Annotated in this window: 12 protein-coding genes; 5 read left to right on the forward strand and 7 right to left on the reverse strand. The window is 53.8% G+C overall.

Annotation, left to right across the window (positions count from 1 at the left end):
- Nucleotides 1-24: 24 nt before the first annotated feature.
- Nucleotides 25-3,102: a beta-galactosidase gene (locus OGX95_RS05365; protein ID WP_286628578.1), complete on the forward strand. Its 3,078-nt coding sequence runs from the start codon at nt 25-27 to the stop codon at nt 3,100-3,102.
- A gap of 98 nt (nt 3,103-3,200) precedes the next feature.
- Here OGX95_RS05365 and prpE read toward each other — a convergent pair whose 3' ends face one another.
- The 4 genes from prpE to prpB form a co-directional block, all read right to left on the reverse strand.
- The gene (gene prpE / locus OGX95_RS05370) at nt 3,201-5,087 is read right to left on the reverse strand and encodes a propionate--CoA ligase (protein WP_286628579.1); all 1,887 of its coding nucleotides are present in this window, start codon (nt 5,085-5,087) and stop codon (nt 3,201-3,203) included.
- A gap of 40 nt (nt 5,088-5,127) precedes the next feature.
- Nucleotides 5,128-6,579 carry a bifunctional 2-methylcitrate dehydratase/aconitate hydratase gene (locus tag OGX95_RS05375; protein WP_286628580.1) on the reverse strand — a complete coding sequence of 484 codons (1,452 nt, stop codon included), beginning with the start codon at nt 6,577-6,579 and terminating at the stop codon, nt 5,128-5,130.
- A gap of 37 nt (nt 6,580-6,616) precedes the next feature.
- Nucleotides 6,617-7,786 carry a bifunctional 2-methylcitrate synthase/citrate synthase gene (gene prpC / locus OGX95_RS05380; RefSeq protein WP_286628582.1) on the reverse strand — a complete coding sequence of 390 codons (1,170 nt, stop codon included), beginning with the start codon at nt 7,784-7,786 and terminating at the stop codon, nt 6,617-6,619.
- An 81-nt stretch (nt 7,787-7,867) separates the two neighbouring features.
- Nucleotides 7,868-8,749 (reverse strand): methylisocitrate lyase, encoded by an 882-nt coding sequence (gene prpB / locus OGX95_RS05385; protein ID WP_286628583.1) that lies wholly within the window; start codon nt 8,747-8,749, stop codon nt 7,868-7,870.
- A 251-nt stretch (nt 8,750-9,000) separates the two neighbouring features.
- Between prpB and prpR the strand changes: the two genes are divergently transcribed.
- On the forward strand, nt 9,001-10,593 hold the full coding sequence (gene prpR, locus OGX95_RS05390) for a propionate catabolism operon regulatory protein PrpR (RefSeq protein WP_286628584.1): 1,593 nt from the start codon (nt 9,001-9,003) through the stop codon (nt 10,591-10,593).
- A 48-nt stretch (nt 10,594-10,641) separates the two neighbouring features.
- Here the strand turns inward: prpR and yahO are convergent, their stop codons facing one another.
- Entirely contained in the window at nt 10,642-10,917 is a 276-nt protein-coding gene (gene yahO / locus OGX95_RS05395; protein ID WP_286628702.1) for a DUF1471 family periplasmic protein YahO, read from the reverse strand.
- Between the two features lie 348 nt (nt 10,918-11,265).
- Here yahO and OGX95_RS05400 point away from each other — a divergent pair, with 348 nt between their 5' ends.
- From OGX95_RS05400 to OGX95_RS05410, 3 genes are all read left to right on the forward strand, one after another.
- Entirely contained in the window at nt 11,266-11,898 is a 633-nt protein-coding gene (locus OGX95_RS05400) for a LysE family transporter (protein ID WP_286628585.1), read from the forward strand.
- An 88-nt stretch (nt 11,899-11,986) separates the two neighbouring features.
- Complete coding sequence (locus OGX95_RS05405; protein WP_286628586.1) at nt 11,987-13,375, forward strand: diguanylate cyclase; 1,389 nt, start codon at nt 11,987-11,989, stop codon at nt 13,373-13,375.
- Between the two features lie 219 nt (nt 13,376-13,594).
- Nucleotides 13,595-14,701 (forward strand): 4Fe-4S binding protein, encoded by a 1,107-nt coding sequence (locus OGX95_RS05410; protein WP_286628587.1) that lies wholly within the window; start codon nt 13,595-13,597, stop codon nt 14,699-14,701.
- A 73-nt stretch (nt 14,702-14,774) separates the two neighbouring features.
- Here OGX95_RS05410 and OGX95_RS05415 read toward each other — a convergent pair whose 3' ends face one another.
- Together OGX95_RS05415 and OGX95_RS05420 are read right to left on the reverse strand one after the other, a co-directional pair.
- On the reverse strand, nt 14,775-15,668 hold the full coding sequence (locus OGX95_RS05415; protein WP_286628589.1) for a MurR/RpiR family transcriptional regulator: 894 nt from the start codon (nt 15,666-15,668) through the stop codon (nt 14,775-14,777).
- Between the two features lie 2 nt (nt 15,669-15,670).
- Nucleotides 15,671-16,618, reverse strand: a complete 948-nt coding sequence (locus OGX95_RS05420) for an ABC transporter substrate-binding protein (protein ID WP_286628591.1) — start codon at nt 16,616-16,618, stop codon at nt 15,671-15,673.
- Nucleotides 16,619-16,627: the final 9 nt, after the last annotated feature.

Genomic DNA, 16,627 nt, shown 5'->3' on the forward strand with positions numbered 1-16,627 from the left:
GAATAACAAATATGAGATACCGCTATGGCTCTGAGCTCGGACTCACTTGCCGCCGTACTGGCGCGCCGTGACTGGGAAAACCCCGGCGTCACACAGATAAACCGTCTGGAAGCACATCCACCGTTTTATAGCTGGCGCTGTGTGGATGATGCCCGTAACAACCGGCCTTCATCCCAACGGATTTCGTTAAACGGCGAGTGGCAGTTCGCCTGGTTTGCCGCACCAGAGGCAGTGCCAGAAAGTTGGCTTGAGCATGATTTACCGCAGGCCGATGCCCTCTGCGTACCGTCTAACTGGCAGATGAGCGGTTATGATGCGCCAATCTACTCCAATATCACCTATCCATTCCCGGTCAATCCGCCCTGTGTGCCGACGCAGAACCCTACCGGATGTTACTCGCTCACATTCAGTATCGAAGACGTGTGGTTAGATGAGGGTCAGACGCGTATTATTTTTGACGGTGTGAACTCCGCGTTTCATCTGTGGTGCAACGGTCGTTGGGTCGGCTACGGTCAGGACAGCCGCCTGCCGTCTGAATTTGATCTTCGCGATTATCTGCTGCGCGGCGAAAACCGCCTGGCCGTCATGGTGCTGCGCTGGAGCGATGGCAGCTATCTGGAAGATCAGGATATGTGGCGCATGAGCGGCATCTTTCGCGACGTTTCTTTGCTGCATAAACCCGCAACGCAGATCCGTGACCTACGCATCTGCACCCGCTTTAATGATGATTTCAGTCGTGCGGTGCTGGAAGCGGAAGTCCGGATAGCAGGCGATGAGCGTGAGGATATACGCGTGACCCTGCAATTGTGGAACGGCGAAACGTTGGTTGGCGAATTCACCTCACCGCCCGGCAGCGAGATTGTTGATGAACGCGGCGCTTATCATGATCGCACTACGCTGCGCCTCCACGTTCAACACCCGGCGTTGTGGAGTGCCGAAACGCCTAATCTGTACCGCGCCGTTGTGCAGCTTCATACCGCTGACGGTACGCTGATTGAAGCCGAGGCCTGTGACGTCGGCTTCCGCGAGGTCCGCATCGAAAACGGCCTGCTGTTGCTTAACGGTCAACCGCTGCTGATTCGTGGTGCTAACCGCCACGAACATCACCCGCAAAACGGTCAGGTGATGGACGAAGCGACGATGGTGCAGGACATCATGCTGATGAAACAGAACAACTTTAACGCCGTACGTTGTTCGCATTACCCAAACCACCCGCTATGGTACACCCTGTGTGACCGCTATGGCCTGTATGTGGTGGATGAGGCCAATATCGAAACCCACGGTATGGTGCCCATGAATCGCCTGAGCGACGACCCAACATGGCTTCCCGCCATGAGCCAGCGCGTCACGCGCATGGTACAGCGTGACCGCAATCACCCAAGTATCATCATCTGGTCGTTGGGCAATGAGTCCGGTCACGGCGCGAACCACGACGCGCTGTATCGTTGGCTGAAATCGGAAGATCCCTCTCGCCCGGTGCAGTACGAAGGCGGCGGCGCGGATACCGTAGCCACAGACATTATTTGCCCGATGTACGCCCGCGTAGACCAGGATCAACTCTTCCCGGCGGTCCCCAAATGGTCAATCAAAAAATGGCTGTCGATGCCCGGCGAGCAGCGCCCGCTGATCCTCTGCGAATATGCTCATGCGATGGGTAACAGCCTTGGCGGCTACGCCAAATACTGGCAGGCATTCCGCCAGTATCCGCGTCTGCAAGGAGGATTCGTCTGGGACTGGGTCGATCAGTCGCTCATTAAATATGACAACAACGGTAATCCGTGGTCAGCCTACGGCGGGGATTTTGGCGACACACCGAACGACCGCCAGTTTTGCATGGATGGGCTGGTATTTGCCGACCGCACACCGCATCCGTCGCTGTATGAGGCCAAACACGCGCAGCAGTTTTTCCAGTTTACGCTATTGCCTGGCCCCCAACGCCAGATTGAAGTTCGCAGTGAATACCTGTTCCGCCACAGCGATAACGAAATCCTGCATTGGTCCATCGCCCAGGACGGCAATCCGCTGGCCGCCGGAAAAATCACTCTGAATATCGCCCCACAGGGCCGCCAGTTGATCACCCTGCCGGCTATCCCGATGCCGGAAACCGCAGGCCAGCTATGGCTGACAGTCCGCGTGGAACAACCCCAGGCTACTGCGTGGTCAGACGCCGGGCATATCAGTGCCTGGCAGCAGTGGAAGCTGGAAGAGAAACTCAATCTGGCGCGTAAACCTCACACCAGCACAGCGCCACAGCTGACGATCCGCGATGACGCGTTTACGGTAATCATCAGCGATAAACGCTGGGAATTCTGCCGCCGGACTGGCTTACTGACGCAATACTGGCTGGCCGAAGAAGCACAGCTGTTCGCGCCGTTAATCGATCAGTTTACCCGCGCGCCGCTGGATAACGACATCGGCATCAGCGAAGTAACGCGCATCGATCCTAATGCCTGGGTCGAACGCTGGAAGGCCGCGGGCCATTACCGTGCTGAGCCATGGCTATTGCAATGCGAGGCCGAAGCGCTGTCGAACAGCATCCTTATCACCACCGCGCATGCCTGGCAGTATCAGGGCGAAACGCTGTTTGTCAGCCGTAAATCGTATCATCTCGACGGCCACGGCGAGATGCAGATTACTGTGGATGTCGATGTGTCCAGCGGCACGCCGCATCCGGCGCGTATCGGCCTGAGTTGCCAGTTGGCGCAGGTGGCTGAGCGGGTGAACTGGTTGGGTCTTGGGCCGCACGAGAACTACCCGGATCGCCTGAGCGCTGCCTGTTTTGATCGTTGGGATCTGACGCTGGATGAGATGTATACGCCGTACGTCTTCCCGAGTGAAAACGGCCTGCGCTGCGGGACACGCGAATTACGCTACGGGGAGCATCTGTGGCGTGGTGACTTCCAGTTCAACATCAGCCGTTACAGCCAGAAGCAGCTGATGGAAACCAGCCATCGCCATCTGCTGCAGCCGGAAGCAGGAACATGGCTCAACATTGACGGTTTCCATATGGGCGTCGGCGGGGATGATTCGTGGAGCCCTTCAGTGTCGCCGGAATTTCAGTTGAGCGCAGGGCGTTATCATTATCAGCTGAGTTGGCGCTAACCCTACGCCGGAGGGCGCTGCGCTTATCCGGCCTGGGGAGTGTCATGTCGCTGTCGCAGGCCCGGTAAGCATCGCGCCACCGGGCCAATTCATCACGGCTACTCTTCTATCGCCTGGCGAATTTGCTGTAACGATGTCGGATCGTCAATGGTCGTGAGATCGCCGGGATCGCGGCCTTCGCAGATCGCCTGGATCGTACGCCTGAGCATTTTTCCGGAGCGTGTTTTCGGCAGTTGCGACACAAACCAGACATGTGCCGGACGACCAAAGTTACCAATCTGGCTGTCCACCAGCGCCATAATCGCCTTCTCTTCAGAATGCGCAATGTCGCGGTCTTCCAGACTGTCACTCTGCTTTGGAATGACAAACGCGACGGCCACCTGCCCTTTTAGCGCATCTTTCACCCCCACTACCGCTACCTCAGCAACGTTCGGGTAGCTGGAGATACTCTCTTCTATCTCGCGCGTGCCCAGGCGGTGTCCGGCGACGTTGATCACGTCATCCGTACGCCCCAGAATGAAGTAGTAACCGTCGTCGTCACGAATGCCCCAGTCAAAGGTGGCGTAAACCTGGCGGGAGAACAGCGACCAGTAGGTATTCACAAACCGTTCGTCATCACCCCAGATGGTCTGAATACAGCCCGGCGGCAGCGGCCCTTCAATCACCAGCATCCCCTTCTCATTTGCAGCACAAGGTTCGCCAGTCACTTCATTGAGGAGTTGCACGTTGTAGCCGTACATCGGCACACCAGGACTGCCCAGGCGCGACGGTCGGTCGTCCAGCCCACGGGCAATCGCCATAATCGGCCAGCCAGATTCGGTCTGCCAGTAGTTGTCGATAACCGGAACACCCAGCGTTTCCGTTACCCAACTCGCGGTCGGTTCATCCAGCGGTTCACCCGCCAGATACAACACTTCCAGCGAGGAGAGATCGTGATTACGGATCTGCGCGGTGGGGAATTTCTTCAGCACACGGATAGCTGTCGGTGCCGAGAACATCCGACTGACCTGATACTTCTCAACAATCTTCCACCATACACCGCAGTCCGGATACGTTGGCAGCCCTTCGTACACCACTGTCGCCATCCCCGCCAGCAACGGGGCATAGACGATGTACGAGTGTCCCACCACCCAGCCGATATCCGACGCGCAGAAGAAAACGCCGCCCGCTTTGCCGCCGAAAATGGTGTCCATCGACGTCGCCAGCGCTACCGCATAACCGCCCACATCACGCTGCACGCCTTTCGGTTTACCGGTTGTACCGGACGTGTAGAGAATGCAGGAGGTTTCATTCGATTCCAGCCAGACCACCGGCACGCGTGCGCCGAGATGCTGTTGGCGGAGCGCGGCAAAGTCGAGGTCGCGTCCTTCAACCCACGCCATTTTCGCCAGACCACGATCAACCAGTACCACATGGCGCGGCTGATGCTGAGCCTGCGCAATGGCATCATCGAGCAGCTTTTTATACGGCAGGATCTTGCCGCCGCGCGCCCCGGCATCCGCCGATACAATGACCTTTGGCTGGGCATCGTCGATCCGCGCCGCCACACTGTGTGAGGCAAATCCGCCAAAGACCACGGAATGGATCGCCCCAATACGCGCACAGGCCAGCAGCGTAATGTGCGCCTCGGCGATCATCGGCATATAGACCAGCACCCTGTCGCCGCGCTGTACGCCCAGCGACAGCAACATCGCCGCCGCGACGTTTACCTCGTCATACAACTGACGAAAGGTAAATGTGCGCTCTTCTTCGGTTTCCGATGAAACCGCGATCAGCGCCAGCGCGTCAGGCTGTTTCTCCAGCCAGCGGTCGATGGCGTTATGGCACAGATTAGTCGTCCCGCCACAAAACCAGCGAGCAAACGGTGGATGACGATGATCCAGTACCTGAGCAAACGGCTGCTGCCAGTCAATACGCTGGGCCTGCCCGGCCCAGAACGACTCAGGTTGCGTAATCGAACGCTGATAAAAATCGCTATAAGACATAATGCTCTCCTGTTGAACTTACGCCTTGCCGCACGCAGGTTTAGATAACGAACAAATCAAGGTATTCGTTGACTGGCATCTGCTCCAGGCTTGCTCTGTTCAGGGAGACATCCAGAATGCGCTGCTGCTGACGGGTCGGGAACTGACGCGCCAGGTTGATTTTGAATTTTTCGACCAGTTTCGGCATCCCGTCATTACGACGACGCGCGTGGCCAATGGGGTACTCCACCACCACTTCTTCAAAACGTGATCCATCGGTAAATTCCACGGTGATGGCGTTAGCGATGGCGCGTTTTTCCGGGTCGTGATAATCCGCGGTAAAGGTTGGATCTTCGAAGCAGTTGATCTTCTCGCGCAGCGCATCAATGCGTTTGTCCTGCGCCACGCCGTCTTCGTAATCAGCTGCGGTTAAGCGTCCGAACAGCAGTGGGATAGCCACCATGTACTGAATGCAGTGGTCACGATCCGCCGGGTTATTCAGCGGACCTTTTTTATCGATGATACGAATACAGGCTTCGTGCGTACGAATGGTCACTTTTTCAATATCCGCCGCCGTTTTACCCGCCGCCTGCAGTTGTTCATACAGAGTCATCGCCGCTTCAACCGCTGTTTGTGAGTGGAACTCAGCCGGGAAGGAGATTTTAAACAGCACGTTTTCCATCACGTAAGAGCCGTACGGACGCTGGAAGCGGAACGATTCCCCTTTGAAGGAGACATCATAGAAGCCCCAGGTTTTCGCCGTCAGCGCAGACGGATAACCCATCTCGCCGGTTTTCGCCATCAGCGCCAGACGCACTGCGCGTGAAGTGGCATCCCCTGCCGCCCAGGATTTACGTGTGCCGGTATTCGGCGCATGACGATAGGTGCGCAGCGACTGTCCGTCGACCCACGCCAGCGACACCGCATTGAGGATCTCATCGCGGGTTAATCCGAGCATTTCGGCAACAACGGCGGTCGAGGCGACTTTCACCAGCAGGACATGGTCGAGTCCAACGCGGTTAAAGGAGTTTTCCAGCGCGATACAGCCCTGAATTTCGTGGGCTTTAATCATGCCAGTCAGCACTTTTTTCATGGTTAACGGCGCTTTGCCGACCGCCACCGCATTGCGTGACAACCAGTCAGCCGTCGCCAGAATACCACCGAGGTTATCGGAAGGATGGCCCCATTCAGCGGCCAGCCAGGTGTCGTTGAAGTCCAGCCAACGGATCATCGCGCCGATATTAAATGCCGCCTGAACGGGATCGAGCTGGAACTGGGTGCCCGGTACACGAACACCGTTCGGCACCACCGTACCCGGCACAATCGGCCCTAACAGCTTTTTACAGGCCGGATATTCCAGCGCTTCCAGGCCGCAGCCGAGGGTATCAAGCAGGCAATAATGTGCAGTGTCATACGCCACCTTTGAGGTGATCTCGTAATTCATAACGTAATCAACGATATCAACAATTTCACGGTCAAATTCAGGGCGAATGTTCGAAATATGAGCGGACATAAAAGGGGTTCCTGTTTTTATCTTTAGAGGTTTTGCATTAGCAACGTTTTTCAATTGCGACGAATTCGCGATCTTCCGGGCCAACATAATTGGCGGAAGGACGGATAATTTTGTTGTCCTGACGCTGTTCGATAATGTGCGCCGCCCAGCCAGTAACACGGGCGATGACAAACAGCGGTGTGAACATTTCGGTGGGGACGCCCATCATGTTGTAGGAGACCGCCGAGAACCAGTCGAGGTTGGGGAACATCTTTTTGGTGTCCCACATCACGGTTTCCAGACGGTCAGCGATGTTGTACATTTTCAGCGAACCGCCTTCCTGAGAGAGCTGTTTCGCCACGCGCTTAATCACCTGATGACGCGGGTCGGCAATGGTGTAAACCGGATGTCCAAAGCCAATCACCACCTCTTTGTTTTCCACGCGTTTGCGGATATCCGCTTCGGCTTCATCTGGTGTCTCATAGCGCTGCTGGATTTCCAGCGATACCTCGTTGGCTCCGCCATGTTTCGGGCCGCGCAGTGCGCCAATCGCCCCGATAATCGCGGAATACATGTCTGAGCCAGTACCGGCGATCACTCTGCTGGTAAAGGTGGAGGCGTTAAATTCATGTTCGGCATACAACACCAGCGAAATATGCATGGCTTTTTCCCAGCTTTGCGAGGGTTTTTCGCCATGCAGCAGATGCAGGAAGTGGCCACCAATCGAATCATCGTCAGTTTCCGGCTGGATACGCTCGCCGTTGTGACTGTAGTGATACCAGTACAACAGGATTGAGCTGAGTGAGGCTAAAAGTTTGTCAGCGATGTCGCGCGCACCAGAGACGGTATGCCCCTCTTTTTCCGGCAACGTACAACCTAACGCGGAGACGCCAGTGCGCATGACGTCCATCGGGTGTGATGCTGCTGGCAGCGCTTCCAGCACAGTACGGACATTGGCGGGTAAGCCACGCAGCGCTTTTAATTTGCTCTTATAGGCATTGAGTTCATCACGGGTGGGTAATTTCCCATGAATCAACAGGTGCGCAACTTCTTCAAATTCACACTGCTGCGCCAGGTCGAGAATATCGTAGCCACGATAGTGTAAATCGTTACCGCTTTTACCTACGGTACACAACGCCGTATTTCCGGCGGGTACGCCGGACAGCGCGACTGATTTTTTCGGCTTAATGACATGGGTACTGTTTTGCAGGATCGTTGTGTCGCTCATGTTGTCCTCGTCATTTTTATAATATGTAGGGTACAAATTTATTGCCGGATGGCGGCTACATCTTATCCGGCCTACGACGGCTTACTTTTGGGTATACAGCGCGTCAAGTTTCTCTTCGAACTGGTAGTAGTTGATGCTTTCGTACAGCTCGTTGCGTGTCTGCATAATGTCGATCACGCTCTTTTGCGTCCCTTCCTGGCGCAGCACGTTGTATACCCGTTCAGCGGCGCGGTTCATGGCACGGAAGGCCGACAGCGGATACAGCGCCATCGCCACGTTCGCACTGCGCAGTTCATCAGTGGTGAACAACGGCGTCGCGCCAAATTCAGTAATGTTGGCAAGGATCGGCACCTGTACCGCATCGGCAAACTGGCGGTACATCGCAAGCTCGGTGATTGCTTCCGGGAACAGCATGTCAGCGCCCGCTTCGACATACGCCTGCGCGCGATCGATAGCCGCGTCCAGCCCTTCCACCGCCAGCGCATCGGTACGCGCCATGACAACGAAGTCAGGATCGGTACGCGCATCAACGGCCGCGCGGATCCTGTCGACCATCTCTTCTTTTGAAACGATCGCCTTGTTCGGACGATGGCCGCAGCGCTTAGCGCCGATCTGATCTTCAATGTGCAGCGCAGCAGCACCAGCTTTGGAAATCGACTTCACGGTACGCGCTACGTTAAATGCCGACGATCCAAACCCGATATCAGCGTCCACCAGCAGCGGCAGCGGGCAAACGTCGGTGATACGGCGGATATCGGTCAGCACATCATCCAGCGTAGAGATACCGAGATCGGGCAATCCCAATGAGCCGGCCGCCACGCCGCCGCCAGACAGGTAAATCGCCTGGTATCCGGCGCGTTGGGCCAAGAGCGCATGGTTGGCGTTAATGGTGCCAACGATTTGTAATGGATTTTCTTTAGTGAGCGCAGCGCGGAACGCCTGCCCTGGGGAGTGTAGAGACATATCCCGTCCTCTTGTTATCAACTTGTTATCGTTCGTTGATAAACCTAAAGCAAGGGGTATGCCAAAGACCTGAATTTTTGCTGAAATCCTATTTTTTATTTTTAAAACAAAGAATTACATTTAACCCCTGCATTTTTTATGTACAAAAGCGTGTCAGCTATCGTTTCATGAAACCGAGATGAACGTTTCATTGCAACATGTATGAAACACAACTAAACCCAATATTCGGTTCCTTACTTTTTGAGTTGGTTATGGCTGATACGCATCTTCCGCCGCGGGTGAATGACGACAAACCGGTTATCTGGACGGTCTCTGTTACGCGTCTGTTTGAACTGTTCCGCGACATCAGCCTGGAGTTCGATCACCTGGCGACCATCACCCCTATCCAGCTTGGTTTTGAAAAAGCGGTCGCCTATATCCGCAAGAAGCTGGCGAGCGAGCGTTGTGATGCGATCATTGCGGCGGGCTCCAACGGTGCCTATCTGAAAAGCCGCTTATCAATTCCGGTGATCCTGATTAAACCCAGCGGCTTCGATGTGCTACAGGCATTGGCGAAAGCGGGAAAACTCACGTCATCAATTGGCGTCATTACCTATCAGGAAACCATTCCTGCGCTTCTCGCCTTTCAAAAGACCTTCAATTTACAGCTTGAACAGCGTAGCTATATCACCGAAGAAGATGCCCGAGGACAAATCAACGAGCTGAAGGCCAACGGCACTCAAGCAGTGGTCGGAGCGGGACTCATTACCGATCTGGCGGAAGAAGCCGGTATGACCGGCATCTTTATCTATTCAGCAGCTACCGTGCGCCAGGCCTTTGTCGATGCGCTGGATATGACGCGCCTGACGCTACGGCGAAACGGTCAATACGCTTCTGGCGATACACTGCGCACCCGCTATGCACTGGGAGATATGCGCGGTCATTCGGCACAGATGGAACAGGTTCGCCACACCATAATGCTCTACGCCCGTTCTCGCGCACCGGTGTTGATTCAGGGCGAAACGGGTACGGGGAAAGAGCTGGCGGCGCAGGCCATTCATCGTGAATATTTCACCCGTCAGGAGAATCGACGCGGTAAACCCTCACCACCGTTTGTTGCCGTCAACTGCGGGGCAATCAGCGAATCCTTACTGGAAGCGGAGTTGTTCGGCTATGAGGATGGCGCTTTTACCGGCTCACGGCGGGGCGGACGCGCGGGTCTGTTTGAAATCGCCCACGGCGGAACACTGTTTCTTGATGAGATAGGTGAAATGCCGTTGCCGCTACAAACCCGACTGCTGCGCGTACTGGAAGAAAAAGAGGTCACCCGGGTAGGCGGACATCACCCCATTCCGGTAGAGGTACGGGTGATTAGCGCCACGCACTGCAACCTGGAACAAGAGATGAAACAAGGCGAGTTTCGTACCGATCTGTTTTATCGCCTGAGCATTCTGCGCCTCAAACTCCCCCCGCTACGCGAACGGCTACCTGATATTTTACCGCTGGCGGAAGGCTTTTTAAAACAGTCACTGGCGGAATTAGATGTGCCGTTTTCTGAGTCTGTGCGCAAAGGACTGGGGCTCAGCGAACATACGCTGCTGAATTACGGCTGGCCGGGGAATATTCGTGAGCTGCGCAATATGATGGAGCGTCTGGCATTGTTTTTAAGCGTCGAGCCACAACCAGAGCTTAACGTCCATTTCTTGCAACAATTATTGCCAGAGCTGGCGATTGTCGCCGAAATACCCCAGATATCATCACTGACGCCACAACAGGTGCTGGCACAATTCAACGGTGATAAAACAGCGGCGGCGCGATATCTCGGTATCAGCCGGACCACGTTTTGGCGCAGGTTAAAAGAATAACCCGCCAGTACAGAGACTGGCGGGTATTTTATCTTTCAATGCAACGTATTATTTTTTCTTGTAAATATTGGCAGTGCCATGGATTTTGTTATCCGTTTGGCCAGATGTTAATACCACAACATCTGCGCCTTTCTCTTCGGCTTTTTTCAGAAGATCTTCTTTCGCATCAGAGGTGGAGACTTCATTACTGGTTGAGATATCACCAATTTTTGTATATTGCGACTCAACCTTTTCAAACTCAACCTTTGTCATAAATTCCGCTGCATACACGTTGGTTACGACAAACGCTAGCGCACCAATTAATACCTTATATCCAGTTTTCATATAAAAACTCCAGGTTTTGTTATTTATGCCATCATCGACCCCTGAACATCCAGCATGCAAGTCAAGGATGATTAATAAGTAGTTCAGCCTGATTAAAAGATCCAGAGCCAACGGAAATATAAAGAAATCTTGCGCCGTAGCCACAACAGGAAATCCACAACTGCCGCGTTATCCGACGATTCCGGTGATACAAATAGCATTAATGATGACATTAAGAAATTAACTGCGTTTGATGGTGCACTGTGAGTGAATACTCAGAATAGTGATTGCACTAAAACTATAGTAGGTGCAGATGCTTAAATGACCTGCGGGTAAACATTCATTTTCTCACCGATGGAATCGTTGTCTATGGAACCTCTGCACGCCGTTGTGCTCACCGTTAGCCTGTTTGTTTTAACCTTTTTCAACCCCGGTGCAAACCTGTTCGTGGTGGTGCAAACCAGCCTGGCGTCGGGACGACGCGCGGGTGTGATGACCGGTCTGGGCGTTGCCTTAGGCGATGCGTTCTACTCCGGGCTTGGCCTGTTTGGTATGGCGACGCTTATCACCCAATGTGAAGAGATATTCTCACTGATAAAAATCGTCGGCGGTGCATACTTACTGTGGTTTGCCTGGAATAGCATACGTCATCAGGCCACACCGCAAATGCCCACGTTACAGCAACCAATCTCCGCCCCCTGGTACGTATTCTTTCGTCGCGGGCTGTTAACGGATTTATCCAATCCGCAAACCGTACTGTTTTTTATTAGTATTTTCTCAGTCACCTTAAGTGCAGAAACCCCGACCTGGGCCAGACTGATGGCATGGGCAGGCATTGTGCTTTCTTCTGTTATCTGGCGTATTTTTCTCAGCCAGGCGTTTTCTCTTCCTGCAGTGCGCCGTGCATATGGTCGCATTCAGCGCGTTGCCAGCCGGGTGATTGGTGCCATCATCGGCGTCTTCGCCTTAAGGCTGATTTATGAAGGTATTAGCCATCGTTAATACGTAAAGAGAGTTTCACTTGACCATCGTGACGTAATTGTCCGTAATACCGCCTGAATTTTTCAATCACATTTTGAGTGGCTGTGAGATGGAACAGGTTGATCCCGTAAACGACACATTACTCCTTACAGAATGGCGGGCGCTAATACGCCAGACATCCCCTGACGTTCATACGATCCTCACAGGGTTAAGCGACGATGAGATCCGCCATTTAGTGACCGTTTTTTATGACTACATGCTCTCTCATGCGGAGAGCGCGTTGTTTCTGAATACGGAGCAGGTCAGTACGCGACTGAGCGGCAGTATGTTTGACTGGCTACGCAGCGTGCTCGGCAGCGCATATGAAGATCTCTCACTCTTGCTGGCAAAACAGCGTGAAATTGGTGTAGTACACGCCCGTATCGGCCTGCCTATCGATCTGGTTAACCGCGGGGCGCGTAAGCTAAAAGAAGAGCTGTATCAGTTGCTGAAAAGTAAGGCCGACGACTCTGTCAGCCTGTTGAGCGATGCTATCTGTTTTAGCAGTCTGGCGATGGACACCGCGCTGGAGGCCATGACCGTTTCCTACTCTCCGAGCTATCAAAACTCGATGCACACCCAGGAGCAGTATCGGCTGCAGACCATTTACGACGACGTCAACGTCGAGCGCGAACGGCAAATCCGTTCATTTACCGATTGGGAAAATCAGTTTATCTACAACATTGCGACTGGATTACCGCCCGGTGATCTGGTGTTCCTGGCGGACTCAGATTTTGGTATGTGGTTCTCTCATAAGGGGAAACACATTCTTGGCAGCGGTAATCTGTTGGCAGAAATGGAATCCGTGATCGCTGAGATCGATAACCGTCTGACACAGACACTCTCGAATCAGCATCAGCCTGGCGAAACCGAACGGATGAGCTTATTGCAGGACGTCCGACAACTCTCGGCCAAAATCCATTTTCTCCTCGCCTCAATGTTTGAAGCGCTGGTCAAACAGGAAAATGGCAAAGATTCGCTGACCCAACTGCTTAATCGCCGCTTTATTCCAACTATTATGCGCCGTGAAATCTCGCTGGCGTTACATTCACGAAAACCCTTTACCCTGGCAATGCTGGACATTGATTATTTTAAGCAGATCAACGACAGCTACGGACATAATACTGGCGATATGACGCTGAAAAACGTCGCGGCCGTAATTTATGAGCACATCCGCAGCAGCGATTACGTATTCCGCTATGGTGGTGAGGAGTTTATGATCCTGCTCGTCGAATCAGACGAATCGCAGGCCTCGATTATTCTGGAAACCCTGCGTAAGAAAATTTCCGAGCTGCGTATAGCTGCTTCCATGACTGAATCCTTCTCTATTACTGTCAGTATCGGCGTTGCCGAATATGACTATCATCCCGACTACAAACAACTGGTTGATAAAGCCGATCGCGCGCTCTATCTGGCGAAAAGCCATGGCCGTAACCGCGTAGAAACGTACCAGGAATGACTGTCGTCCCCCACAGATAAATAAATACCTCGTTCAGGGTATTTATCTGACCTGTGATAAATATCGTGCTGTTATTTTTATACATGCTCATTAGCGTGATAGAAATGGCAGCCGATTAATAAGATGCAAATCAAATACACTATATCTTTATAGCGGTAGCATATCCCGGTGATGAGTCTTCCTGAATGCAGGGGGAAATATGAAGGATAATAAAAGATCATGAACGGGAAGAAGAAAACGCGCTGGCAGCGCCGCCCTGGCACAGCCGGAGGGAAACTGCCCTGGAATGACTGGCGCAATGCCAGTAGCTGGAGAAAAGCCACCCAGTTTCTCCTGTTGGCCATCAATATCTATATTGGCGTGACGTTCTGGTATTGGGTTCGCTATTTCGAAACAGCCGGTACCAGCGTTTATATCCCAAGACCCGGCGGTATTGAGGGATGGCTTCCCATTGCCGGTCTGATGAATATCAGATACACACTGGAAACTGGTTTTCTTCCCCCCATTCACGCCGCGTCCATGCTGCTGCTTGTTGCCTTTATCCTGATGAGTTTGCTGTTAAAAAAAGCGTTCTGCTCGTGGTTGTGCCCGGTGGGTACGCTGTCTGAGCTGATTGGTAATCTGGGCAAAAAAATAGCGGGTCGCAATTTCACCCTGCCGCGTTGGCTGGATCTCCCCTTACTGAGCCTGAAATATCTGCTGCTGAGCTTCTTTCTGTATATCGCCCTGTCGATGCCAGCACAGGGGATTCAGTATTTTCTGATGTCAGCCTACGGCATGATTATCGACGTTAAGATGCTCGATTTCTTTCGTCATGTCGGCACGACGACGCTCATCGTGGTAGCGGTTATCAGCATCATGAGCCTGTTTATTCGCAATGCGTGGTGCCGTTATCTGTGCCCCTATGGCGCATTGCTTGGACTGTTCTCTTTGCTTTCGCCGTTTAAGATCCGCCGTAATGCCGACAGTTGCATTGATTGCGGCAAATGCGCAAAGAACTGCCCGTCGAATATTCCGGTCGATCGTTTAATTCAGGTACGCACCGTTGAGTGCACGGGGTGTATGACCTGTGTGGAATCCTGTCCGGTAGCCTCGACGCTGACCATGTCACTGAAAACACCGCCTGGCGCGCAATCAGGGCACTGCGCAGCGCCGAAACCAGGGTGGCGACAAGGTAGGTTATCAGGGTGGACAATGACGCTACTGCTGCTCGGTATTCTGTTTGCCGCCGTAGGCTATGCGGTGTACGCCAACGTCTGGCAGACGCCGGTGCCGGATCATATGTATTTCCAGTTGATCCCGAAGGCCGGCATGATCGGTCATTAATGGTTTGATCTGTCTGCATTTATGCCGGGTGGCGACGGCCCCCTACCCGGCCTGCACATCGAGTATCATCGGTTTATTTCTTCGCCCCGGATTTACCAATACCCCGGTACAGTTCGTTAATCCGCTTCACGGATTTAATTGATCGCTGCGGTGCGGTAGAAGCGACAGACAGCACAATCATTTCCAGACACACCAGCACCGTACCGTGGAGCGGCATTTTCCCATTCTCGCCGCCGCGTGGCACGTTAATCACCACATCCGCTTCTTTACTAAAACGGGAATCCAGCGCGTTCGTCAGTAAAATAACCGGGACCCCCAACCGCCTGGCCTCGCGAATTGTCGTCAGCCCTTCCCGGTGCGGTGATTTCTGCGCCATCATGATCAGCACATCTCCACGCTGCAATGCGATCAGTTGCTCCGCGAGGTTAATCCCGGTGCGATTGAACGCTACCGCAGGCAGGCCAATGCGGCTGAGCAGACGAGCGGTATAATCCGCCAATACGCCGGATGCGCCAATACCAAAAATCCCCACCTGACGGGCTTCTACCAATAATGCTACCGCCTGCGCAATTGCATAGCGGTTTTGCGGTGTAGAAAGAGCGTCACAAGTACGCTGATGCCCCTGCAATACAAAATCAATACTGGAGTTCACATCGCAAGAGAGCGTATTCACCGTAGTGGTCATCTTCTCTTCTGAGGTCACGCCCGGGCCGAACCAGTGTTCAATGGTCTGCTTTAAATCGCGCAACCCGGCAAACCCCAGCGCCTGAATTGCCCTGACGACCGTCGCGTCAGAGGTTTGAGTGGCGGCCGCGATTTCTATCGCCGTAAACTCCAGCACCACTTCGCGGTTCTCGTTGATATAACGCGCCACAGCCTGCATACGTGGCGAGAGTAAATGCGCCCTGGCGCGAAAACGGTCACCGTAGACATCAATACGATTTTTGGCTTTTTTCGCCGTCAGCATGGTTATTTAGCCTCCGGTAGCCATCGTCCGGCGATGTGCGTTTGCACCTGCGCCACCATCAGGCTCAGCGAGGCATAGGAATTAGATATCGCCTCTTCACGGGAGAGTAAAATGTAATGCCCGCGTTGGCAGGCGGTCAGGAACTCACACCAGCCGGGCATCACCGCGTCCATCGCCGTGATTTCATCCTGCGGTTTACCGCCGGTATCCCCACGCCAGGTCGCGAAGACAAAATCGGCATCCAGTTCAGGCAGACGTTCCGCGCTGACATCAATGCGCCCACCCGGCGGAATGCTATCGATAAGCGTCGGGAAGGTGAAGCCTGCATCGCGTAAAACTCGCCCCAGAGAATGATAGGTGTGCAACGCATTGATTTTACCCTGATTAGCCTGTATTACCGCCACAGAGATGTGCTGCGTATCTACCGTCCGCTTGAGTTGGGCAATTTCTTCACGGTAGCGCCGTTCCAGCAATGCCAGCCGGTTCTGCGTACCTGTAAGCTGCGCCAGCTTGCGGTAGATCTCCGGCGCACCGCCATCGAGATGGTCGATACTGACCGTCGGCGCTATTTTTTCCAGTTGCTCAATCGGCGTGTTACGGCTGGGTTCGGTGATAATTAAATCCGGCTTCGAGGCCACAATGGCTTCAATATCAATGTCTGCTGTACCGATATACGTCATGTTCGAATTATCAAAATCCACGCCGGTCAGCAGCACGCCGGAGCGTAAAAAATGGCTGCCATCCGGGCGCGTTCGACCGTGGCTGGCCACCGGAGGCACGCCCAGTTCGATCAGCGGAATAGTGATGTCGAGATCGTGCAATGACACAATGCGCTGCGGATGCAGCGGCACGTTCACTACCCGCCCGAGATCGTCAGTAAATGACTGAACCGGCACCGCCGCCTGGACGGTGCAGCCGACCAGCAGCAGCAATGAAAAGATTAAATGCATATACCCTCT

This window comes from Citrobacter sp. Cu233, assembly GCF_030332225.1.
GTDB lineage: Bacteria > Pseudomonadota > Gammaproteobacteria > Enterobacterales > Enterobacteriaceae > Citrobacter.